Origin of the sequence: Adhaeribacter terreus (assembly GCF_042657365.1) — a bacterium.
Taxonomy (GTDB): domain Bacteria; phylum Bacteroidota; class Bacteroidia; order Cytophagales; family Hymenobacteraceae; genus Adhaeribacter_A; species Adhaeribacter_A terreus.
Genome location: NZ_JBHSKT010000001.1, coordinates 168,033 through 191,872 on the forward strand (window position 1 = coordinate 168,033; position 23,840 = coordinate 191,872).

General features: G+C 44.3%; 22 protein-coding genes. 11 read left to right on the plus strand and 11 right to left on the minus strand.

Features of this window, described 5'->3' with window-relative positions; translation table 11 throughout:
* Nucleotides 1-111 precede the first annotated feature (111 nt).
* Both ACFPIB_RS00810 and ACFPIB_RS00815 read right to left on the minus strand, forming a co-directional pair.
* Nucleotides 112-537: a hypothetical protein gene (locus ACFPIB_RS00810; protein WP_378015511.1), complete on the minus strand. Its 426-nt coding sequence runs from the start codon at nucleotides 535-537 to the stop codon at nucleotides 112-114.
* A gap of 93 nt (nucleotides 538-630) precedes the next feature.
* The gene (locus ACFPIB_RS00815) at nucleotides 631-1,995 is read right to left on the minus strand and encodes a sodium:proton antiporter (RefSeq protein ID WP_378015512.1); all 1,365 of its coding nucleotides are present in this window, start codon (nucleotides 1,993-1,995) and stop codon (nucleotides 631-633) included.
* A gap of 193 nt (nucleotides 1,996-2,188) precedes the next feature.
* Here ACFPIB_RS00815 and ACFPIB_RS00820 point away from each other — a divergent pair, with 193 nt between their 5' ends.
* Nucleotides 2,189-2,800, plus strand: coding sequence for a NifU family protein (locus tag ACFPIB_RS00820; protein WP_378015513.1), 612 nt, complete (start codon nucleotides 2,189-2,191; stop codon nucleotides 2,798-2,800).
* Between the two features lie 172 nt (nucleotides 2,801-2,972).
* Nucleotides 2,973-5,075: an Ig-like domain-containing protein gene (locus ACFPIB_RS00825; protein WP_378015514.1), complete on the plus strand. Its 2,103-nt coding sequence runs from the start codon at nucleotides 2,973-2,975 to the stop codon at nucleotides 5,073-5,075.
* A 119-nt stretch (nucleotides 5,076-5,194) separates the two neighbouring features.
* Here the strand turns inward: ACFPIB_RS00825 and ACFPIB_RS00830 are convergent, their stop codons facing one another.
* The 9 genes from ACFPIB_RS00830 to ACFPIB_RS00870 form a co-directional block, all read right to left on the minus strand.
* Nucleotides 5,195-6,061, minus strand: coding sequence for a YitT family protein (locus tag ACFPIB_RS00830; RefSeq protein WP_378015515.1), 867 nt, complete (start codon nucleotides 6,059-6,061; stop codon nucleotides 5,195-5,197).
* Nucleotides 6,062-6,188: 127 nt separating this feature from the next.
* On the minus strand, nucleotides 6,189-9,251 hold the full coding sequence (gene secDF / locus ACFPIB_RS00835; protein WP_378015516.1) for a protein translocase subunit SecDF: 3,063 nt from the start codon (nucleotides 9,249-9,251) through the stop codon (nucleotides 6,189-6,191).
* A gap of 174 nt (nucleotides 9,252-9,425) precedes the next feature.
* A complete protein-coding gene (locus ACFPIB_RS00840; RefSeq protein WP_378015517.1) occupies nucleotides 9,426-9,773 on the minus strand; it encodes a hypothetical protein in 348 nt (115 codons plus the stop codon).
* Nucleotides 9,774-9,951: 178 nt separating this feature from the next.
* The gene (locus ACFPIB_RS00845) at nucleotides 9,952-10,140 is read right to left on the minus strand and encodes a hypothetical protein (protein WP_378015518.1); all 189 of its coding nucleotides are present in this window, start codon (nucleotides 10,138-10,140) and stop codon (nucleotides 9,952-9,954) included.
* A 511-nt stretch (nucleotides 10,141-10,651) separates the two neighbouring features.
* Complete coding sequence (locus ACFPIB_RS00850) at nucleotides 10,652-11,272, minus strand: uridine kinase family protein (protein ID WP_378015519.1); 621 nt, start codon at nucleotides 11,270-11,272, stop codon at nucleotides 10,652-10,654.
* Nucleotides 11,273-11,664: 392 nt separating this feature from the next.
* Entirely contained in the window at nucleotides 11,665-12,255 is a 591-nt protein-coding gene (locus ACFPIB_RS00855) for a non-canonical purine NTP diphosphatase (protein WP_378015520.1), read from the minus strand.
* Nucleotides 12,256-12,455: 200 nt separating this feature from the next.
* A complete protein-coding gene (locus tag ACFPIB_RS00860) occupies nucleotides 12,456-12,881 on the minus strand; it encodes a hypothetical protein (RefSeq protein ID WP_378015521.1) in 426 nt (141 codons plus the stop codon).
* A 232-nt stretch (nucleotides 12,882-13,113) separates the two neighbouring features.
* Nucleotides 13,114-13,632, minus strand: a complete 519-nt coding sequence (locus ACFPIB_RS00865; protein ID WP_378015522.1) for a phosphoribosyltransferase family protein — start codon at nucleotides 13,630-13,632, stop codon at nucleotides 13,114-13,116.
* A gap of 12 nt (nucleotides 13,633-13,644) precedes the next feature.
* Entirely contained in the window at nucleotides 13,645-14,049 is a 405-nt protein-coding gene (locus tag ACFPIB_RS00870; protein ID WP_378015523.1) for a hypothetical protein, read from the minus strand.
* Nucleotides 14,050-14,209: 160 nt separating this feature from the next.
* Here ACFPIB_RS00870 and ACFPIB_RS00875 point away from each other — a divergent pair, with 160 nt between their 5' ends.
* From ACFPIB_RS00875 to ACFPIB_RS00915, 9 genes are all read left to right on the plus strand, one after another.
* Entirely contained in the window at nucleotides 14,210-14,458 is a 249-nt protein-coding gene (locus tag ACFPIB_RS00875; protein ID WP_378015524.1) for a type B 50S ribosomal protein L31, read from the plus strand.
* A 69-nt stretch (nucleotides 14,459-14,527) separates the two neighbouring features.
* Nucleotides 14,528-15,724 (plus strand): GlmU family protein, encoded by a 1,197-nt coding sequence (locus ACFPIB_RS00880; protein ID WP_378015525.1) that lies wholly within the window; start codon nucleotides 14,528-14,530, stop codon nucleotides 15,722-15,724.
* Nucleotides 15,725-15,951: 227 nt separating this feature from the next.
* The gene (locus tag ACFPIB_RS00885) at nucleotides 15,952-17,070 is read left to right on the plus strand and encodes a DNA polymerase III subunit (RefSeq protein ID WP_378015526.1); all 1,119 of its coding nucleotides are present in this window, start codon (nucleotides 15,952-15,954) and stop codon (nucleotides 17,068-17,070) included.
* Nucleotides 17,071-17,376: 306 nt separating this feature from the next.
* Nucleotides 17,377-18,321, plus strand: a complete 945-nt coding sequence (hemC, locus tag ACFPIB_RS00890) for a hydroxymethylbilane synthase (RefSeq protein WP_378015527.1) — start codon at nucleotides 17,377-17,379, stop codon at nucleotides 18,319-18,321.
* A 188-nt stretch (nucleotides 18,322-18,509) separates the two neighbouring features.
* Nucleotides 18,510-19,295: a hypothetical protein gene (locus ACFPIB_RS00895; RefSeq protein WP_378015528.1), complete on the plus strand. Its 786-nt coding sequence runs from the start codon at nucleotides 18,510-18,512 to the stop codon at nucleotides 19,293-19,295.
* A 198-nt stretch (nucleotides 19,296-19,493) separates the two neighbouring features.
* Nucleotides 19,494-20,174 (plus strand): peptidylprolyl isomerase, encoded by a 681-nt coding sequence (locus ACFPIB_RS00900; RefSeq protein ID WP_378015529.1) that lies wholly within the window; start codon nucleotides 19,494-19,496, stop codon nucleotides 20,172-20,174.
* Nucleotides 20,175-20,246: 72 nt separating this feature from the next.
* Complete coding sequence (locus ACFPIB_RS00905; RefSeq protein ID WP_378015530.1) at nucleotides 20,247-21,167, plus strand: SDR family oxidoreductase; 921 nt, start codon at nucleotides 20,247-20,249, stop codon at nucleotides 21,165-21,167.
* 219 nt (nucleotides 21,168-21,386) lie between these two features.
* Nucleotides 21,387-22,154 (plus strand): polysaccharide deacetylase family protein, encoded by a 768-nt coding sequence (locus ACFPIB_RS00910; RefSeq protein ID WP_378015531.1) that lies wholly within the window; start codon nucleotides 21,387-21,389, stop codon nucleotides 22,152-22,154.
* A 40-nt stretch (nucleotides 22,155-22,194) separates the two neighbouring features.
* A complete protein-coding gene (locus ACFPIB_RS00915; protein ID WP_378015532.1) occupies nucleotides 22,195-23,835 on the plus strand; it encodes a T9SS type A sorting domain-containing protein in 1,641 nt (546 codons plus the stop codon).
* Nucleotides 23,836-23,840 lie beyond the last annotated feature (5 nt).

Sequence of the window (23,840 nt, forward strand, 5' to 3'; positions counted from 1 at the left end):
TCTGGAAGTGAATTCCGGAGCCTTTTTTATGCCTTTTGATTTTCCTTTGAGGACGAAAGCCATTCAGAAAAAAGCTTGCAAAGTAATTTCAGAGCAGCGTTTTAGAAATACTTATGCAAGTCTCTGATTTCTGCCGCTTGCCATTTTCGCTGCCAGCCAAGCCATTGGAATATACGCGCCAACCAGATCTAAAACGGTGAACCAGGTAGGCGAAGGAAGCATGTAAACGCTGGCAAGGCCACCGGCCAGGAAGAAAAAGCCGATCACCAACGCTAAACGCAGTTTGTTGTTTACAGCAATAAAGGCAGTAACCAAAGCTCCGGCAAAAGTTCCTAAAGCGTGCGCCAGAAAAGGAAAAATAAAATGCTTCGGCTCGAATAAATGCATGGTAGCTTTCAGACCTTCGGTGGTGGTTACGTCGGCGCCGGCGGGTGGCGGAATAATGGCGCCGCTAACGGAAATAATGCCCATATTCACGATGCTGCCAACGATCAGGCCAGCTACTACTGCTAAAAAGTTCTTAAGAACAGGACTCATTTTTTGTTGATTTTAGATGGTTTTAAACGAAGATCTGGATTTATAATTTGTAAAGATAATAATACTTTTTCAGCCGTTTTCCATAGCGTTTTACTACGTCAGGATAACGAAAAACCAAACCAGAACCAATACGGGCAGCAGGAACGGAATAGAATAGGCGTAGATGTATTTGAAGAACGAAGGCATTTTAATTCCGGCTTCTTCGGCAATGGCTTTAACCATAAAATTCGGGCCGTTGCCAATGTAAGAAAAAGCGCCGAAAAGTACCGACCCGATAGAAATAGCTTCGAGTAAATGGTACGTAACTTCGTTCGGAATGCCGTAGGCAAAATTATGCACGTCGGTAAAGTTGCTGTAATTCAAGCCGAATTTGGCCATGCCTAAAGAAAGAAAGTTGGCATAAGTCGGGGCGTTATCCAGGAAACCAGAAAGCAGACCAGCAGCCCAATATGTGTTGCCGGGCGTTAAATAATGCGCAAATTCCGGACGGGAAGCCAGTTGGGCGGTGTATTGCAGAGCCGGCATCATGGTAAAGAAAATTCCGAAGAACAGGAAAACCACTTCCAGAATAGGCCCAAAGGTAAAGTGATTACCTTGTAGCGCCGTTTTGCTGGCATTCCGGTAGCAGAAAAAGGCCGCCGTAAGCTGAATAATTTCGCGCACAAACGAAATTTTCATGCCTTCAAAAGCAATATACGGCACACCTTCTATTACCTTCGGATCGATGAAAATGGCAATTAAGATCACGGCCAGCCACACCAGGTTACGTTTCCCTTTTACGTAGAATTCGGTTTTTTCTTCGTTCCGCTTTACGGTTTCCGGGTTTGGCGTGTATTCGCGTTCTTTATTGCGGCGGTCTATAAAATAAAAGATGGTACAAAGTGCCGTAATGGCCATTACCCACGGAAAGATCAGGTGCTGCAGGGTCCAGAAAAACGGTACGCCTTTCAGGAAACCGATGAACAGGGGAGGATCGCCGAGCGGTGTAAGCAAACCACCGGCATTACTCACCACGAAAATGAAAAATACGATCTGGTAAGGTTTTATGTGGTGAATATTTACCCTGATAAACGGGCGGATCAGCAGCAACGAAGCGCCGGTGGTACCAATAATATTGGCCAGGCAAGCGCCCGCAAACAGCACCACTACGTTAAAAAACGGCCGCGCATTCATGTTCACGTTTATGTAAATGCCGCCGGCTGCCACGTAAAGCGAAGTCAGTAAAATAGCAAATGAACCATAATCGGCCAGCGTTTCCACCGTCATGTGAAAATCGTGGCGCACGAACAGGTAGTAGCTTAGCATAACCAGGCCCAGCAAAACGGCAATATGGCGGTAATATTTATGCCAGAAATGGCTGAACAAAACCGGGCCGGTGGCTACCATGGCAATGAGCAGCAAAAAAGGAATCAGGAGGTAAAACGGAATTTCGGCCGAAATGGCAGACAATAGCAGCATAGGTAAAAACGGTATCTTTTTTGAACAAAAAACTGTCAGGAAACAGCAGCTACAGCGCCAGCTAAACCAGCTCTTTGTTGCTGTTTCTGCCTGAAATTACGCAAAAAAACAGAAATGCCCGGAAAATCTGAATTTTGCGTACCTTTGAAACTATAATGTATATACACCGGTTTTACTTAAACACGGAAAGATCATGACAGAAAATACAGCAAAAAATATCTCGGTTTATGCTGAAGCCAGCCCGAACCCGGAATCTATGAAACTGGTTCTGAACCAGACCGTTCTGCCCGATGGCGTGAGCGTAGATTACCCGAATGTTGAAGCTGCGGCCAACTCGCCGTTTGCGCAGGAACTTTTCAATTTCGACTATGTTTCGCGCATTTTCATGGCCAGCAATTTTGTAACCATCACCAAAAACTCCAACGATACGTGGGCGCAGCTGATCCCGGAACTGCGTACGTTCATTAAATCTTACATGGAAGCCGGCGGCCCGGTTTTCCTGGAAACACCTAAAGCGGAAAGCAAAGCCGACCAGCCAAGAGATGCCAACCAGACCGAAGAAGACGCCGCTATTTCCCAGAAAGTGATCGACCTGTTGGAAAATTACGTGCGTCCGGCCGTTGAGCAGGATGGTGGAAATATCACGTTCAAATCTTTTAAAGATGGCGTGGTAACGGTAAATTTACAAGGTTCCTGCTCCGGTTGCCCTTCGGCTACTATTACCTTAAAGTCAGGCATCGAAAACCTGCTGAAGCGTATGGTGCCGGAAGTGCAGGAAGTGAAAGCGGAAGGTTTAACGGTTTAAGTTTCGGATTTCCGTAAACAGAAAAACGCTATTGTTTTATAGATAAAAAGTCAGGCTGCAAGGCCTGACTTTTTTGTTTTAAATGCTTTGTAAAAAATCTTTGAATAACAAAGGGGTTGTCATTGAGGCAAAAATTGTTAGCTTTGATTCTGCTCTTAATTAATAGCAATCAATGAAAAAATGCAATGATTTCTTCCCCGTAAATTGGCCTAATTCAATTGTACTCATTGTGCTTTTATTTTTCTTTATTTTAGACCTTAAGGGGCAAACCCCTCCGGCTATACAATGGGACAAAACCTTCGGAGGAAGCGATTATGACGGACTTTACTCCCTTCAGCAGACTTCTGACGGAGGGTATATTTTAGGCGGCACTTCTAGTTCAAATATAAGCGGTGACAAAAGTCAGGTCTCCAGAGGAAACACAGATTATTGGGTTGTAAAGCTTGATTCCAGTGGCAATAAAATGTGGGATAAAACTTTTGGAGGAAGCAATAAGGATGAATTATTTCCACTTCATCAGACCTCGGACGGGGGGTATATTTTAGGAGGTTATTCTGACTCTGGAATATACGGCGATAAAAGCCAGGCTAATAGAGGCTTTGAAGATTATTGGATTGTAAAGCTGGATGCCAATGGTAATAAAATCTGGGATAAAACTTTTGGTGGAAGTGAAAGGGATATACTTTCCTCATTACAGCAGACTTCTGATGGCGGATATATTTTAGGTGGATATTCTTATTCCAGTATCGGCAGTGATAAAAGCCAAGCTAATATAGGATCAATATATTCCTGTGATTATTGGATTATAAAACTTGATGCCAACGGCAATAAAATTTGGGATAGAACTTTTGGTGGAAGTTATTCTGATAGGCTTCACTCACTTCAGCAGACTTCTGACGGGGGTTATATCTTAGGAGGATATTCTGATTCTGGTTCCAGCGGCGATAAAAGCCAGGCTAATAGAGGCCGTGAAGATTTTTGGGTAGTTAGGCTTGATGCCAATGGTAATAAAATCTGGGATAAAACTTTTGGCGGAAGTGAAAGGGACGAAATTTTATCCCTTCAGCAGACTTTTGATGGAGGATATATTTTAGGAGGATATTCTAAGTCCGGAATAAGTGGCGATAAAGGGCAAGCTTCCAGAGGTAGCGATGATTATTGGATTGTTAAGCTTGATGTAAACGGCAATAAACTCTGGGATAAAACTTTTGGAGGAAATGATAGTGATGTACTTTTCTCCCTAAAGCAGACAAGTGATGGAGGATATATATTAGGTGGGTATTCTAGTTCAGCGATAAGTGGCGATAAAAGCCAGTCTTCGCAAGGTAATGTCGATTACTGGGTTGTAAAGTTGGATGCCAGCGGTAGCAAACAATGGGATAAAACCATTGGTGGAAGTAATTTGAATTTTTTTTACTCGCTTCAGCAAGCTTCTGATGGAGGCTTTATTTTGGGCGGAAGGTCGGACTCAGGTGTAAGCCGCGATAAAAGCCAGCCTTCTAAAGGTGGTTTGGATATTTGGGTGGTAAAATTAGCGCCCCCCTGCGTCCTCTCACCGATAGTTACAAATGGGAGTAATTGTGGGGCCGGTTCTGTAACCTTGTCAGCAACAGGTGCTCCTTCAGGTGGTAATTATGCCTGGTATAATGTTGCTACGGGTGGTGTTGCAATTTATATAAACCCCTCCGGAACGTTTGCTACCCCGAATTTAAGCGCTACTACAACGTATTATGTTGCCGTTGTCAATAATGTTGGTTGTGAAGGTCCACGAACTGAGGTAACGGCAACTATTAAGCCTGTACTTCAATTTTCCCTTGGCCAAGATATAGAAGCTTGTGAAGGAGATGCAGTTATTTTAAAAACTGACAAGCAACCTGGCGTTTTCCTTTGGAGCGACGGTAGTGCCGATTCAACTTTAACAGTTTATCAAAGTGGGAAATATTGGGTTAAATTTATGCTGAACGATTGCGTTACTTCAGATACTGTTCAGGTTACTTTTAAACATTGCCAATCAACTTTATCTCCAAATACATGGTTACCTAATATAATTACACCGAACAACGACAGTTGGAATGAAACCTTTAAAATTTCAGCATTGCCAGCAGGGAAATGGCAGTTGCAAATCTACAACCGCTGGGGCGTGAAATTATTCGAAGCGGAAGATTACCGGAATAACTGGCCGGATAAGAAAATAGCAGACGGTACTTATTACTACCTTTTAAGAAATCCCGAAACCGGAAAACAATACAAAGGCTGGGTTGAAGTAGTGCAGTAATTCAAAACGCTATCATTTCAATGCAAAAAAGTCAGGCCAATCAGCCTGACTTTTTTCATTCCAAAGCATACCATTTTCAACGATCGAAAATTCGAACCTCGAACCATCGAAAAATCGAATCAATGCAAAGCCCGTTTCTTCACCATACCGCCGGTAGTGTCGTTAATGCTTTGCTGAATAATAAAAGCTCTCGGGTCTATTTGTTCTATTTCGTTGCGCAGTTCCGGAATTTCCAGCCTGGTAACAACGGTGTAAATAATATCCATTTCCAGATCGCGGTCGCCGCGGGCACCGTAACCGCGCTTGCCCCGGTAAATAGTTACCCCACGGCCCAGGTTTTCGGTAATGGCCTGCCTTATCTGTTCGCTTTGGCCGGAAATAATGGTTACTCCGGTGTATTCTTCAATACCCTGCACCACAAAGTCTATCATTTTAGAAGCGGCAAAGTAGGTAAGAATGGAATAAAGCGCCACGTCTATGCCCAGGAAAAAAGCCGCCGAAGTAAAGATCACAATGTTCAGGATCAGGATCACGTCGCTCACTTTCAGCAACGGCGATTTCTTGCTTACTAACACCGCCAGAATTTCGGTGCCATCTAAAACTGCGCCGCCGCGCATGGCCAAACCAATTCCCAAACCAATAAAAAAACCGCCAAAAACCGCCGTCAGAAGCTTGTCATGGGTCATGTCCGGGAAGTGCAGCGTGGCCAGCGCCACCGATAAACCCAGAATGGCCAGGGTACTTTTTATGGCAAAACGCTTACCAATATGCCGGTAACCCAGAAAAATAAAGGGCAGGTTAAGCAGCACGATCAGCACGGGTAAACCAAAACCAAAAATAGAAGCCAGCAACATAGAAATACCGGTAACACCACCATCAATAAAGTGGCTGGAAAGCAGGAATCCTTCCAGGCCAAAGGTGGCAGAAACGATACCGGCAATTATTAACAGGAAGTCTTTAATGTGCGTTTGGGTTTTTAGGAGCATAAATGTTTGTTTCAGGAACTATTAGAAAAGATTGAAAAAAAAGAAGGAACCCGCCGAATATAATTCGCAGGTTCCTTCCGGGAAAAGCAAAGCGACGTTACGTTTTGCCGAGATAGCTTAAAATAAATTAGCGCACTTTCTGCTGGCTTGGAACCGGAGTTGGTACAATGGCGGCCTGACGTTTGTCGCGGCGTTTATCCGGGTCAGTTTCCAGCGTAATTGGCGTTGCAATGAACAGGGAAGAATACGAACCGAACAGTACCCCGATGATCATGGCGTAAGAGAAGCCGCGCAGGGTTTCGCCACCAAAAATGAACAGGATAACTACTACCATTAAAACGGTTAACGAAGTAATAATGGTACGGCTGAAAGTATCGTTCAAAGCAGGGTTCACAATGTCGCGGAATTTCAGCTTCGGATTATCGGTCAGGTACTCCCGGATACGGTCGTAGATTACTACGGTATCGTTAATAGAGAAACCGATGATCGTTAAAATAGAAGCCACAAAAACCTGGTCCATTTCTAAGTGCAGGCCAAACAAACGCGCGATCGGGAAGAAAGCAATTACCATCAGGGAGTCGTGGATCAAGGCCACAATACCACCCAAAGCGTAAGACCAGTCCTGGAAACGGATGGTTACGTAGATGAAAATACTGATGAACGAAAGAAGTACAGCTAATAAAGCAGTTTTCTGAATATCGTCTGCCATGGTTGCCCCAACTTTAGAAGAGCTCAAAATGGTTGGGTTCAGGTTGCTGTATTTTTTCAGACCGTTTTGCAGCGCTGCTTCTACGGCCTGGTCTGCCTGGGCAGATTCGTCGTCGGCTAAGTAGCTGGTAATGATCTTGTAGCGGTTAGAAGCGCCAAACGTTTTCACTTCGGTACCAGATTCTTTAAAATCAGCCGTTAACGCTTCTTTCAATTTATCGGCCGCAATATCCTGGTCCATGTTTACGATGTACGAACGGCCACCGGTAAAGTCAACCCCTAAGTTCGGGCCGCCCTGCATGATCATTACGCCAAAACCGAACAGAATCATGGCAATAGAGAATACATAAGCTTTTTTGCGGTGCTTAATTACGTCGAAGTTGAAGTTCTTGAACAGGTTCTTAGAAAAGCCTGTAGAGAAGCTTACGCCAGAACCATCTTCTTTAGCCAGCCACTCTACGAATAAACGGGAAACGAAAACCGACGTGAAGAAGGAAGTAGCGATACCCAGCATTAACGTGGTAGCAAAACCTTTTACCGGACCAGAACCGAAGTAGAACAGGATAATACCAGCTAATAACGTAGTTACGTTGGAGTCAAAAATAGAGCTGAAAGCTTTGTCGTAACCTTTATGGATCGCATCTTTCATGCTCAGGCCTTTGGAAAGTTCCTCCCGGATACGTTCAAAGATCAGTACGTTCGCATCTACGGCCATACCAATGGTTAAGATAATACCGGCAATACCAGGTAACGTTAACGAAGCATTAAGCTGCGCCAGAATACCAACAATGAAGAACACGTTGAAGATAAGGGCAAGGTTGGCAATTAAACCACCTTTGGCGTAGTACATGATCATGAACAACATTACCACTACAATAGCCGCAACCGAAGAGATCAGACCCTGGTTAATAGCTTCCTGGCCTAAAGAAGGACCAACAATAGCTTCTTCCACAATACGGGTTGGAGCAGGCATTTTACCGGCTTTCAGAATGTTGGCTAAATCCTGGGCTTCTTCAATAGTAAAGTTACCGGAAATAGAAGAGCTGGCGCCGGCAATTTCTGACTGTACCACCGGAGCAGAATACACATAATCATCGAGCACAATTGCAACCTGACGACCAATATTTTCGCCGGTTAAACGCTGCCATCTTTTACCACCGGCCGAGTTCATTTGCATGTTCACTTCCGGGCGGCCCTGCTGATCGAAATCCTGACGCGCATCGCTGATAAATTCGCCGGAAACAGGAGCTTTGGCATCGCGGCCTTTTTTAACGGCATACAGTTCCAGGAATTCCTGGCCATCCTGCGCTACAATTGGTTTTACACCCCATAAGAACTGCATGTTAGAAGGGAAGATCGAACGGATCTCTGCTTTGCGGAACAGGGCGTTCACGCGGGCTGTATCGCGCACGTTAGAGCCAATACCGCCTGGCAGCTGGGTGAAAAGTTTCGCTAAAACGCTGCTTTGCTGCGAGTTTAAAGAATCTGCTTTGGCTGTTGCCGCTTTTGCGGTGTCTTCGGTTTTAGCAACTGCGTTTGTATCTTTTGCAGCCGATTGTGCTAAGGCATCTTCAGTTGAATCCTGCGCCGCAGCGTCTGCTAAAGCATCGGTATTATCTGTTGCAGCTGACTGAGCTAAAGCGTCTTCTTCTGGTTTAGCAGTAGAGGTAAGGTCTTTCAGGTTGCCGGCTTTTTCCTGTTTGGTCAGGTAATCGCCCATCTGGCTAAAGAAAGGAGAGAATTCTTCCGGTTTCCAAACTTCCCAGAACTCCAGTTTTGCCTGACCCTGTAATAATTTACGCACCCGGTTCGGGTTATCTACGCCCGGTAATTCGATCTGAATACGCCCGGTACCTTTTAAACGCTGAATTTTTGGTTCGTTTACGCCGAATTTATCGATACGCGTACGCAGTACGTTGAAAGAACGGTCGATCGCGTTTTCTACTTCGGTATTGATCACGGCCAGAACCTGGTCGTTGGTAGATTGGTAAGAGATTTTGCCTTTGTTGGCCGTATTCGAGAAAATGCGGCTCAACTGACCTTGTGGTTCAATATCGCGGTAAGCTTTGCCAAATAACGTAACGAAACTTTCCTGGCTTTTCTTCTGTGCTTCCTGCGCTTGTGAAATGGCTTTCAGGAAGTTAGGGTCTTTGCTGTTGCCCGACATTACCTTGATAATTTCTACCGGAGAAACTTCCATGGTTACGTGCATACCGCCTTTTAAGTCAAGACCCAGGCCAAGCTCAGATTTGCGAACATCCTGGTACGTGTATTCGGCACCTAAGAAATTGAACACCGGCATTTTCCAGACAGAGTCCAGGTAAGTCTGCTTTTTGTTCATGTTCACATTGCCTTTGGCATCGGTGGCGTAGGCTTCAGCTTTTTGCTGCACCCCGCGCGATACCAGCGTGAAAGACAGGTAATAGGCACATAAAATGGCCACAATTACCGTCAGCGTGATGATAAAAGGTTTATTGCGCATTAGAGTTTATAAATTGAAATTAAAATTGAAAACGTTTTGAGTATCAGGTAGTTGTCGGGCGAAATAAATAAAACCGCGAACCGGTAGCTTTTAATAAAGAAAGCCTGTTACCTGAAAAAGAATGAGTTTGCGTTCAGCAGAAGCCGAAAACGCTATGGTTTTGAAGGGAAAAAGTCAGGGAGCGTTGGGTGAAATACTCGTAGCCAGCAAACGCTGAAATAAAGGAGTAACAACCGGAACGGCAAACGAAACGAACTTTTTTGCAGCAACCGCCGGCGTAAAATCGAAGGAAATAAGATCCGGGAAAATAGCTTCCGGTAGCATAATAAAAGAAGTTACAGCTTCAAAAGAAACCTTTTCTTTAATTACGCATTGCTCGGGCGCAGCTTTAAAACGTTGCTCCGTAGCCGGTTCTTCCAGGTAAATAGCCACTTCGCGCTTGTCTAAAGACAGCACAGAAAGCAACGTTAGCCCTAATAAAAGGAAACGAAGTTGCAGCGATATGTTTTTTAAGCGTGGCATTATTCCAGACAAATTTAATTGTTTTTTCCGGAACACAAGAATTTGTAAGGGTTTGTGTTGAAAAAAGATAAAAGGGAAGGGGTTTTTATGCTGAAAAGTATAGCGTTTTTTTGTCATCTCAATTTTCTCCGTCATCTCGACGATAGGAGAGATCTCATCGGATTGGTAGTTTGGTTTGCTATTGAGTTTTTGAGCCGAAAAGCATAGCGTTTTCTTTTCTGTCATCCTGAGCACAATTGAGCGCGGGAGCGCGAAGATTGCGAGCGTAGCTCTGAAGGACCTCGTTGGCGGGCAGCAGTTTTTCAACTAAAAGTGCTAGCGTTTTTGAAATACCTTTTCTGCTAGTCATCTGGCTTTTAACTTTCATAGTTAATTTTCACCCTCAAGCCGGGCGGGCTTCGTTTCTGCGTTCGCGGCTGCACCCTTTCCTTTGCTTGCGCAATTTTGCTAAAGCAAAAGTCGGAAAGTGCGGAGGCCGCTCTCACAGAAACTGGTATCATACCCCTTCGTAGCCAGCTTCTTTTTTAGTTTGGCTTTCTTAATAACGTGATTTTCGCGCGACGCTGCGCTGGCGAAATGCGTGAAATCATAGTATAGAAAAGCTCTCTTACTTTTCAAGTCGCATACCCCGAAGAATTTCGGGAGAGGGCTTGGAGGTGGTTAAATCCATTAATCCCTAAATCTTACGAATCCCAATTCTGACAACAAAAAATCATGCCCATCCCAATAATCCTATAAATCATGTTCAAAGACAAAAGAAGGCACTAATGCAAAAAAAATCCTCCCCTGAATTAGGGGAGGATTTAGGGGGGTAATTTCTGATTCAGGCAATAAATCCTGCCGTTTTCGACAAAAATTCAATAAGCAACAACCAATAACTATTTTCCGATCTTCGTATTCAGAAAAGAAACCAGCACTTCCAGGCCGCGCTCGAACTGGTTGTTGTTTGGAATAATAATGTCGGCGTCGTTTTTAAAAGGCTTGATGTATTTTTCGTAGGTTGGTGCCACGTGGTGAGTGTAGCGGTAAAGTACATCGTCCAGGTCGTAGCCGCGTTCCACTTTGTCGCGCAAAATGCGGCGGTGCAGTTTAATGTATTCCTTGGCGTCTATGTAAACTTTCAGGTCGAGCAGTTTGGCTACTTCTTCGAAATAGAAAACAAAAATACCTTCTACTACCACGATCGGGGCCGGTTTAAAAACCAGCTCTTTCGGAACTATGTTCGGGTTGTTGAAGGTATATTCGGTGCGGGTAAACGTTTCGCCCTGGCTTATTTTTAGAACATCCTGGGCGTATTCGTGCGCGTTGATGCAGCTGGGCAGGTCGAAATTGATGATGCCGTTTTGGTCGGTGATCTGCTGGTCGCGGTCGTGGTAATAATTATCCTGCGAAATGAGGCAAATATCTTCGGGAGCAAAAGAAGCTAAAAGTTTATTCAGAAAAGTGGTTTTCCCGGATGCGCTTCCGCCTGTAATTCCGACGATAAATGGTTTTTGCATTGTTTTGTAAATTAATCAGCCTGCAAAGTTAACTGAAAATGTTTATATGATTACTGCTTTCGGAACAGGTTTTCGGCGGGAATAGTTTATTGCGGCAATGAATGGCGCAACCTGGCCGTGTTTTTCCGGTTTTAGAATATTTCTGAACGGAGGATCTTAAAAATAAAAACGATATAGTTTTCGGCCTGAAAACCATATCGTTTTTTTTATAAGGGTTGTATTTGAATTAATAACTGCCGTTACGCAATCAGGTTAGAAGTCCCCCTTTGGAGGGGGTAGGGGGAGGATTACGCATTTCAGATTTTTTGTTTTTAAATATTTGAATTCCAATAATGTAAAAATCCTCCCCCAACCCCCTCCAAAGGGGGACAAAAAATCTTGCGTAATATCAGTTAATAATCGGTACCGAATTTTTCGCTGAGATAAGCTACCAGTTTGGCAATGGCTTGCCCGCGGTGGCTGATCTTGTTTTTTTCGGCGGCGCTCATTTCGGCAAAGGTTTGGGTGTAGCCTTCGGGTATAAAAACGGCATCATAACCAAAGCCATTAGTGCCGCGCATTTCATGAATAATTTCGCCTTCGGCCACGCCTTCAAAATCGAAATATTCGCCGTCCAGCACAAGCGTAATTACGGTCCGGAAACGGGCTTTGCGGTCGTGTTTGCCTTTCAGGTTTTGCAGCAGCAGGTTAATATTATCCTGGTTGTTGCGCTGTTCGCCGGCATAGCGCGCCGAATAAACGCCAGGCGCATTGTTCAGGGCATAAACTTCCAGACCGGTATCGTCGGCAAAGCAGTTAATTTCGAAATGCTCGAACACGTATTGAGCTTTCTGTTTGGCGTTGCCTTCCAGCGTGTCCTGGGTTTCGGGAAGTTCTACGGTGCAACCAATTTGCGCCAGCGTTTTCAGCTTTATGGTATCTGGCAGCATTTTCTGTACTTCGGCCAGTTTATTCTCGTTGTTGGTTGCAAAGCAGATCTCCATAGTTGGGTTATTAGTTGCTAGTTGTTCGTTGTTGGTTCCGGAATTGTCTTACGACTTTTCGGGCGGTTAAAGATACCATTATTATATATAGGATGCCGGAAGGCCAGAAGGATTTTGCTTGTTTAATTGTAGTTGTAAAGTCATGCAAAATAGAATGAAACCTTTCTTTTAAATTTAAAGGCTTTACTTCTTTTTGGTATTTAATAAGGAAACTCTGGCCCGTAAATAAATGCTAAAGTCCCTTTCCCTATAGAAAGAATATCTACTTTTTCAGAATGGCACACATCTAATACATTGATCAAATCCTGATAGTTTGCGCCATCATTCAAATTCAGATTAACCCCAGTTGTTTTTACTCTTTCAATATTAAACTGCCGTAAGTTGCTTTGAGCTTCTGCTAAAATTCTCTTGTTTTCTATCTTATCTTTTCCAAAATCAATAGTAGCGAATTTGATAGAATCCGGATATACATCATAACAGACTTTTAGTCTTAAATCGAAGGCGTTTTGTTTCTGAAAGGAATCTTTTCTGTAAAAATAAATATAACCCAGCAACGGCAGCAAAACCAAACTAATCAATCCGGCAGGGTAGAAAAAACGGTATCTTTTTCGCCGGAAAAACTGCATAAAAGTTTAGAAAGTTTGAATGATAAATCCGCGAAATCTGAGAAATCCGCGATTCAGAAACGGTATGCTTTTGAGCTTCAAAAGTCAATAGCAAACTGAACTACCAACCTGATGAGATCTCTCCTGACGTCGAGATGACGGACAAAACGGTATCCTTTTAAGCCCAAAAACTGCTAAGAATTAGAAATGCTGATTTCCAAAAAAAACAATCAACAATTTAACAATTTAAGCATTAAACCAGGTAAGCCGCAAAATTCCCGTTTTCCGGGAAAGCAACTTCGATGTGCTCGTTGAGCGTGGTAGCTAAAGAATAACCCGTATACGTAGCTGCAACCGGAAATAAGGTGTGGTGGCGGTCTATTAAGGTAGCAATTTCAATTTTGCGGGCCTGTGCATCCAGGAAAAGCGGGAGGCTGTAAGCCAGCGTGCGGCCGGTATTCAAAACGTCGTCAACCAGAATTACTACTTTGTTTTGCAAGTTTCCGGTTTGTGGGGTAAGCGTTAAATTTTGCTGCGTGGGCGTTTGTTTGTCCAGTTCCAGACGGTGCAGCGTAAGTTCAAAAGGGGAAATTTTCTGAAGTTCCTGGTGCAGCAATTCGGCAAAAACGTAGCCGTTGGGCGCAATGCCCACTATTACCAGTTCGGTTTCCTCAAAATTATGCTCGTAGATCTCGAAAGCAATGCGGGTAATTTTCTGGCGGATCTGCTCGGAATCGAGGATGCGGGTCTGCGCGCTGAAAGCTGTTTCCATGAAAAGGATAAATTAGCGGAACATGGATTTGATGCTGCCCCACGAACGTTCTACCGAAGACGGGTTGTTTACGAAAGCCGTGGTAAAAGAAGCGTCGCCGTTGGTAGTGGCAACGGTTAGTTTATAAGTAATGGTGCCAATGCGGTTGGGTACATTACGCAGCTCGGTATCGAGCAGGGAATAGCGGCGGTTGCCGGTAACTTTGCCGCCGCCAATTTGCTTAAAAGTGGTTTCGGTGTTTAGTTTGCGGTAAACTTCGTAGCCGGAAATGCCGGTTTCGTTGGCCAGTTCCCATTCTACTTTTACATCGGTACCCTCAAAACCCGCCCGGAAAAAATTAAGCGAAACGCCCAATTCATCGGCAAAGGTTGCGGTAAACGCGAAACAAATAAGAATAAGCGTAAATATCCGGGTCATAGCGCTGCAGTCTTCAGCAAAACAAATATACACAAGTTTTTACTTAAATGACAATACTACATGTTAAAAATTAAATTTGAGTCCGAATGTTTTTAATTTCAGATAAAAACTTTATTTTTGCAGTCCGAAAGTTGAAAAAAGTAATTAACCGATTTATAAAATGAAAAAGGACATTCACCCAGAGTACAGAGAGGTGGTATTTCAGGATACATCCAGCGATTTCAAATTCATCACCCGTTCTACCATGAACTCAAGCGAAACTATTACCATGGAAGACGGTAAAACGTATCCGGTAATTAAAGTAGAGGTTTCTTCTGCTTCGCACCCGTTCTACACCGGTAAAAACCTTTTCGTGGATACAGCAGGTCGTATCGACAAATTCAAGCAGCGTTACGCCAAAAAAGCGTAAGTTTTTCTGCTTTCAGAATATTAAGAAGTCTTTCCGAGGTTTTCGGGAAGACTTTTTTATTTTTGTATCATGAACCTGATCCTCTTCGACGAACCCGAAATACGGCAGAATTTGCTGCCATTTACTTTTACCCGCCCGGTAGCCGAGATCCGCGTGGGCATTCTCACGCTTGCTGAAAAGTGGGCCCATTTTGCCAAGCAGCCGGTTTCTTACCTCACGGAACGCTACCTGCAAACCAAATTTCCGGCTAAAACCACCGAAGCCAATATTTACGTGAACGGCGCCGTTTTTCCGGATGCTTTTCTGGCCGCTGAAATTGCTGCCTTAATGCCCGGCGAAGCCCTGATGCGCGAAGGCCGGTTGGTTGCTTTACACGCCGGTGCAGAGTTTTTCGGTTCCTCGCAGAACCTTTACGACCACGAGCCCGCTACCCGCCGCGAATTGCCCGAGCCACACGTAGTTTTGCAAAATGTCTGGGAAATTTTCGTGTTCAACGGGGCGCAGATTAAAGCTGATTTCAAACTGCTCACGCACGGTCGTAAAAGTCAGCCGGTAAACGATAAGCACACCATTGTTTACGGCGAAGAAAATATTTTTATAGAAGAAGGCGTGAAGATCCGGGCGGCAGTTTTAAATGCCGAAAGCGGCCCGATCTACTTAGGTAAAAATTCCGAAGTTCAGGAAGGTTCGCTCATAAAAGGTCCATTTGCGCTTTGCGAAGGTTCTACCGTAAACATGGGCGCTAAAATGCGCGGCGACAATACCGTTGGCCCGCATTCCAAAGTCGGCGGCGAGATCAGCAATTCCGTAATTTTTGGTTTTTCCAATAAAGGCCACGATGGTTTTTTAGGCAACTCGGTAATTGGCGAATGGTGCAATTTAGGCGCCGATACCAACACCAGCAACCTGAAAAACAACTACGCCGACGTAAAGCTCTGGAACCACGCGAAAGGTGGTTTCAAAAATACCGGATTGCAGTTCTGCGGCCTTATGATGGGCGATCACAGCAAATGCGGCATCAACACCATGTTCAATACCGGTACCGTTACGGGCGTGAGCGCCAATATTTTTGGTTCCGGTTTTCCAAGGAACTTCATTCCAAGCTTTGCCTGGGGCGGTGCTTCCGGCTTCGAAACGTACCAACTGCGCAAAGTTTTTGAAGTAGCCGAAAAAGTAATGGCCCGCCGCAACGTAACTTTCGACCAGACCGAAAAAGATATCCTGACGCACGTTTTCGAAGAAACCGCTGCCAGCCGGAATTTTTGACCCCACCCCAACCCTCCCCTAAAAACAGGGGAGGGAGCTTTTTTTCGGTAAAACGATAGGGTTTCGGGTCTAAAAAGTCAGGATAAAGTAAAAACCTCCTAGGTTTTTGAAACCTGGGAGGTTTAAAGTAAAAAACGGTAGCATTTCAGCTACAAAAAGTAAATAAATAACAATTCCTCCAGTTCCCCTCCCCTGTTTTTAGGGGAGGGGCCGGGGGTGGGGTAATTATGCAGTTTTCAAAAATAATCGGTCACGCCGAAACCAAGCAGCTTTTAATTAACTCGGTAAAGAACCGGCACGTGGCGCACGCGCAGCTGTTTATGGGCGCGGAAGGCGGCGCGAATCTGGCGCTGGCGCTGGCTTATGCCACGTACCTGAACTGCGAAAATAAGCAGGAAACCGATTCTTGTGGCGCTTGCAGCAGCTGTTCCAAAATAAACAAGCTCGTTCACCCGGATATGCACTTTATTATGCCGGTGGTGAACACGCCCAAAAAAGAAGCGCTGAGCCAGAATTTCCTGCCGGAGTGGCGCGAGTTTTTGCTCGAAAATCCCTACCGTTCGTTGAACGACTGGCTGCAGTTTATTGGCGCCGAAAACAAGCAAGGCAATATTACCAAAGAAGAAGCCCGCGGACTTTTGCGTTTGGTTTCTCTGAAGGCCTTCGAAGCCGATTTCAAAATTGTGCTCATCTGGCTGCCGGAATTGCTCAACCCGACTTCGGCGAATGCGCTGCTGAAATTGCTGGAAGAACCGCCGGCGCAAACCATTTTCCTGTTGGTAAGCAATTCGCCGGAAAAACTGCTGGCTACTATTTTGAGCCGTACGCAGCTGGTAAATGTGCGCGCTTTTACGCCCGAAGAAACCATGCAGTACGTGCAGGAAAATTTCGGAGTAGATGAAGCCAAAGCGGCACAGGTGGCCCAACTTTCGGAAGGAAATTTAAGGTTAGCAGGACAGCTTTGCACAGAAATGACCTCCGATTATTTCGAGTTTTTTGTGGGCTGGATGCGTTTGTGTTTCTCGGAAAAGCTGGCCAACATTATTAAAATGAGCGAAGATTTTCAGAAGCTGGGCCGCGAAAATCAGAAGAATTTCCTGCAATACGCACTTTCGGTGGTTAGAAGGGTGATGCTTTTTGGCGTAGATCCGTCGCTGGTTGGTTTTGTGCCGCCCGCCGAAGCCGATTTCGTGAAGAACTTTTCCAAGGTAATTCACGCCAATAACGTAGCTTTGCTAACCAACGAACTGAACCAGGCGCACTACCACATAGAACGCAACGCTAACCCGAAAATGACTTTCGTAGATATATCGTTGGCGCTGGCGAAGTATTTGAAAATGAAGTGATCTGGTATCTGGTAGTAAGTGTCAGGTATCAGGTATCAGGATTTTTTGTCCCCCTTTGGAGGGGGTAGGGGGAGGATTACATTATCCGGTCATCCCGACGACAGGAGGTATCTCATCAGGTTGGTAGAAGTTTTTATTCTGGCTTCTCTACCTTCCTCAAGAGATTTCTCCTTGCGTCGAAATGACGAAACGTAAAAATCCTCCCCCAACCCCCTCCAAAGGGGGACATCGCAATAATGAAGGTCAAGAATCATAGTTTTCAGGCGAAAATTATTAATTCTTAATTATTAATTCTTAATTAGAAACATGGCAATTTTCGATAAACCAATCCGGATCGGGACGCGCGGCAGCAAGCTGGCTTTGTGGCAGGCTTACCACGTGGAAGACAAACTGAAAGCGGCGGGGCTGCAGACCGAGATCGTGATCTTTACTACCAAAGGCGATAAAATTCTGGATGTTTCGCTGTCGAAGATCGGGTCGAAGGGCGTTTTTACCGAAGAACTGGAAGAAGCCCTGCGCGATGGAAGCATTGATATTGCGGTGCACAGCGCCAAAGATGTACAGAGTTCGTTAGCCGACGACCTGGAATTACTGGCTTTTCTGGAGCGCGAAAATCCGAGTGATGTAGTGCTTTCTTTCGACCCGAATTTCAGCCTTGACCGCGAAAATATTGTGGTGGGAACTTCTTCTACGCGCCGCCGGGCTTTGCTGAAGAAATTCTACCCGCACGTAAAAACGGTAGAAGCCCGTGGTAATCTGCAGACCCGTTTACAGAAGCTGGAAGAGAAACAGTTTGATGGCATGTTGCTGGCTTACGCCGGCGTGCATCGCATGGAATACACCAAATGGGTTACGCAAACATTGTCGCTGGATAAATTTATTCCGGCGGTAGGGCAGGGCAGCGTGGCCATAGAAAGCGCCAAAAACCTGGAACCGACCCGGAAAGAAAAACTGAAAAGCATTCTGAACCACGAAGCAACCGCATATTGCCTACAAACCGAACGCGTTTTTTTACGCACCATGGAAGGTGGCTGCAGCATTCCTTCGTTCGCGTTGGCTTCGTTACACGACGGCAAAATTTCCATAACCGGCGGCATCATCAGCCTGGATGGTCAGCAAATGATCAAAGAAACGTTCAGCGGCGCGACTTCGGAAGCGGAAACCTTAGGTCAGAAACTGGCTGAAACTGTGTTGGAAAAAGGCGGCAAGGAAATTCTGGAAGATATCCGGAATCAGCAGAAACAGATCTAGTCGCGCAATTTCCGAGGCAGCATTTAATAAACGCAAATTCTTGAACAATACCGTAGAGACGCCCTACCAAGGCGTCTTTACTTTTTTAGGGCCAAACCATACCGTTTTTCCGGGTGAATTTTTAAAATATTTTGTGATAATATAAGCTGGTGCAGGCGCGTTATCCGGGAAATCTTAAAGCTGAAACTATGAAAAAGGTCCTGGTAGTAATTTGCGTTTTAAGCTGCTGCACTAATGTATTTGCCCAGAAAATTCTTTACCTGAAACCGTTTATTGGAAGACAAGCCCCGCTTTGCCGTTTCGATCAGAATTTTCCAAATCCGGAAGGTTTATCTGTGAAGCCTTTACGAATGGAATGGAGCCCTGGGGTTTTGCTGGCGCTTAAATTAAATGCTGACTGGACTGTGCAAAGTGGCATAGATATGGGCTGGACCGGCTGGCATATGAAAAATAAGAAAACGAAAGAAAATTTTTCTGATAGTCCGGATGGCTCCTCGGCATTTCACCAGACAAATCAATTGCAGCTTTTAGTACAACGCCGGATCACAACTGTAAATGCCTTAAATCTAGGTCGTAGTAAAGGTAATTACTTGTTGAATTTTGATCTATACATTACAGCAGGCATGGTTTACAACTTGATTCCGCGTTTTGGTTCTGAGGCCGATTCTATTATTTTAAAAAGATATACCTACAACGGAACCTCAGAAATAGATTATAGTTATTATAATTTCCTTCGCCGGAAAAGCAGTGCCGTTTATTTAGGTTTGGGAACGCAATTTTATAGCCGGAATAATGCCCGTTTCGATTTTACAATTTATTACAGCCAGGGCTTTACCGATGTAATGGCAATTGAAATTGATTATCGGGAAAACGACAACAGACATAAAACTAAATTACGCACCCGCGGTTCTGTGATCGGCGCCACGTTGGCTTACCCGATCCGGCTGAAAACCTTCGAACGGAAATCGGTTTAAAATTTACGGATACGATTTTGTAGAGACGCCCTAATAGGGCGTCTCTACATTTTTTTGGTAATCCATTTCCAGGTAGTAGTTTTTTATGGCAAAACCATACCGTTTTTGGCAGAAATTCCGGCATAATTAAAATCATTTTCCCATCTTCACGTTCCAGAAAATGCACATTAGCACATTAAATTATTAGCACATTAAAACATGTCACTTTTTAAGCGTTTTTCCCTACCGTTTTTACTCGTTTTGCTTACGGTTTCAGTAAGTTTTGCCCAGAAGAAGAAAAAGCCTTCGAAGAAAGATGATGTGGTTACGATCACCACGCCGCAGGGCGAAATTAAACTGATCTTGTTCGACGAAACGCCTTTGCACAAAGCCAATTTCCTGAAGCTGGCCAAAGAAGGTTTTTACGATGGTACTACTTTTCACCGCATCATCGATAATTTTATGATCCAGGGTGGTGATCCGAATACCAAGAACGAATCGCCGAACGACGATGGCGCGGGCAATAATGGCTACCTGATTCCGGCGGAATTTAAGCCGGAGCTGAAACACGTAAAAGGCGCGCTGGCTGCTGCCCGTACCGATAATCCGAAAAAAGAATCGAGCGGTTGCCAGTTTTATATTGTGCAGAACGAATTCGGTACGCCTTTTTTAGACGGAAACTATACCGTTTTCGGGCAGACCATTAAAGGTTTGGACGTGGTAGATGCCATTGCTAAACAGCCCAAAGATTTCCGCGACCGGCCGTTAACTGACGTGAAAATGACCGTGAAAGTGGAAACGATGAAGAAGAAAGCGATCACGAAAGAGTTTGGTTACGTTTACCCGGGCACGGAAGTGAAAGAGAAAAAGGAAAAGAAAGAGAAAAAAATTAAAGCTTAGTTATTGGTGGCGGCTTAATAAATCGCTCGCAAACTCCGGGCTTTCGCCCAATTTTATTCCTGATTAATGAACATGAAAAAACGCATTTTAATAACGGGCTCGAACGGATTGCTGGGCCAGAAACTGGTAGATCTTTTGCTGCCGAAAACCGAAGTGGAAATTCTGGCAACTTCCAAAGGCGCAAACAAGCTGGCTGAAGTTTACCCGAACCTGCAATTCCAGAACATGGATATTACCGATCCGGCTGACATAAACCGCGTTTTCGAAAGCTTTAAACCAACGCATATAATTAATACTGCAGCGCAGACGAACGTAGATATCTGCGAAGATGAAAAGCAGAAAGCGGTTTGTTACCTGCAAAATGCTACGGCGGTAAAATACCTGGCCGAAGCCTGCGAAAAGCACGGTACTCATTTCACGCACGTTTCCACGGACTTTATTTTTGATGGCGAAAACGGGCCTTATACCGAAGAAGCCGAGGCGAAGCCGGTAAATTATTACGGCGAAACGAAGCTGGCCGGCGAGGAATTTGTGAAGCAATGTAAAACACCGTGGGCCATTGCGCGAACCGTAGTTGTTTATGGTATTGTGCACGATTACGGCCGATCGAACCTGGTTTTATGGGTGAAAGAAAACCTGGAAAACCAGAAAACCATTCAGGTGGTGAACGACCAGTTCCGCAGCCCAACCCTGGCCGAAGACCTGGCAATGGGTTGCTGGCAGATCGTGGAGAAGGACGCTACTGGCATTTTCAACCTTTCCGGACCGGATTTTTTAACGCCTTACGAAATGGCTTTGCAGGTAGCCGATTATTTCAACCTGGATAAAAGCTACATAAAAGAAGCCAGCGCTGCCAATTTTGTGCAACCCGCTAAACGTCCGCCGCGCACCGGTTTTATTATCGATAAAGCCCGTAACGCGTTGGGTTACGAGCCGCGTACTTTTAAGGAAGGAATAAAAGTGGTGGCGGAACAAATTCCGGCGAAAGTTTAACAGCAATATTTCAGAAGCGCAGCACGAAAGTTCTGCGTTTTTTTGTGCCTGCAAATTAGCAATGGCGCCTTAGTCGTTGCACCATATCACAATGCAGGATTTCGCTAATGCATAAATTTTGTTTCGAAATATATAACAAATGAAATCCTTTTGGTGGTTTGCCGTATAAAAGCAGATGTGTTGAAGTTCTGAATTTTCGGGGAATTAAAAACTGCTTGTATGCATAACGCGCTTATTCTGCAATACCAATCACGGGCTGGAGCCAAAGGCCAGATCCAATCCGTTTCGGCCGAAGCATTTGCAGCTCAGCTGGCTTTGGTCAGGAAACAGAAAATGCCGGTGGTAAGCCTGGATGAGCTGGTAGAAAACGATAAAAAACGCAAGCGCTGGCACCGGCACGTGTTGCTCCTGACCTTTACCGATACTTTTCTGGCCCAAAATCCTACCGTTTTCCAGCATTTAAAAGCGTCTGGTTTTCCAGCTACGGTTTTTATTTCTACCCATGAAGATCAGGAGCTGGAGCGCAGGAAATTCTGGCAAGAGGTAGTTGCTGCGGGTTTTTCTCTCGGTTTGCATAGCGTTTTTCAAGTTCCACTTTCTAAAATACCGGAAGCAGAAATCCGCGAAGAACTAACTGCAGAGAAACGAATATTTGAAGCGGAAACGGGCCAACCGGTAAAATTTCTGTTGCCTGCTTTCGGCGACAATCATAAAAAAATAGTTGCCGCGGCGCAGGAACTGGGCTTCGAAGCAATATTATCAGGTAAAGTGGGCTACAACCGTTTCAACGCCGATCTGTTACATTTAAAAACCTGGCCGGTTCCGGCGCAAACTTCGCTTAAAGCGTTTGAACACATGCTTTGCCGCGATAAAAAGGAATTGCTGGTGCAGGAAATGAAAGCAAAAGCCTTAAAAAACGGTAGGGTTTTGAAGCCAAAAAGTCTGTTCGGGAAGCTGAAGGGTTTATTCCGGCGGGTGAAGGTTTGAATCTTTGTTACGAATTGTGGCAAAATGTTATCTTTGCCGCATGAAAAAACGCTATACTTTCTTATCTGAAAACTGGCTGCGCTTTGGTTTGGTGGCTGCTTTTGCTGTTTCATCTTTAATTTCTAATGCTCAAACGGCTCCTGCTAAAGTTTGGGATAAGACTTTTGGGGGAAATGATGTTGACCGGCTAATATCTTTACAGCAAACCTCTGATGGCGGGTATATACTTGGGGGATATTCAGAATCGGGTATTAGTGGCGATAAAAGTCAAATATGTAAAGGCACTGAAGATTATTGGCTATTGAAATTAGACAATCAAGGGAATAAGGTTTGGGATAAAACGATTGGTGGAAGTTATTATGATTATTTAACTTCTATAAACCAAACTTCTGATGGCGGTTATATTATGATTGGATATTCTCATTCAGGCAATAGTGCGGATAAAAGTGATAATAATAGAGGGCTTGAAGATTATTGGGTGGTCAAGATAGATTCCATTGGGAATAAAATCTGGGATAAAACTTTTGGGGGTAACAAACAAGATATTCCTACTTCAGTGGTTCAAACTATAGATGGAGGTTACTTGCTTGGTGGTCATTCCAATACAGATACTAATGGTGATAAAACTGCTGTGAATAAAGGGTCTATTAACACTTTCGATCATTGGTTAATAAAAATAGATTCCAACGGAAATAAAGTTTGGGATAAAACGATTGGAGGAAGCAGCACCGATTATTTATATTATATGGATAAAACTTCTGATGGAGGATTTATTATAGGAGGAGCCTCTAATTCACCAATAAGCAGTGATAAAACACAGGCAAATCAAGGAGGATTAGATTATTGGATAGTAAAACTTAATGCGAGTGGGAATAAAATTTGGGATAGGACTTATGGTGGAAGTAATGATGATCTGATTAAAACTATTCAACAAACTTCGGATAGAGGATATATTTTAGGTGGTATTTCACAGTCAGGTATAAGTGGCGATAAAAGTCAATCTTCTTACGGAGACAGAGATCTTTGGATAATAAAAATTGATTCAACTGGTAATAAACAGTGGGATAAAACAATTGGAGGGAGTAACAGAGAAATTCTTGGATCTCTGATTAAAACCATGGATGGAAGTTACCTTATCAATAGTACGTCTAACTCCCCAATTAGTGGAGATAAAACACAGCCTTCACAAGGTACTGATGCGTGGTTAATAAAGATAGATTCCTTAGGGCATAAATTATGGGATCAAACAATAGGTGGCAGTGGTAATGAGAACGCTTCAAAACTACTGCAATTAGCAGATGGAAGTTTTATATGGGCAGGGGATTCAGATTCAGGAATTGGAATTGATAAGAGTCAACCATCTCAGGGCGCTTCGGATTATTGGATCGTGAAATTAGCTGCTGAAGTAACCGGAACAAAAGAGTTAGTCTCCCATAAAGAGCTTTTAATTTCTCCAAATCCAAGCCAAGGGAAATTCAACCTGCAACTCGAGAATATTTCTGCTTCAAAAGTTGAAGTAAGCGTTTCTGATCTGTTAGGCCGCGTTATTTTGCAGAAAGAGCTACCAGTTACAAACAAACAAATTTCCGAAGAACTGGAAATAAAAGCTTCGAAAGGAATGTATTTGCTGCAAATTAAAGCAGGTAACCAAAGCACTTCCCGTAAAATAGTAGTTAAGTAATTCTT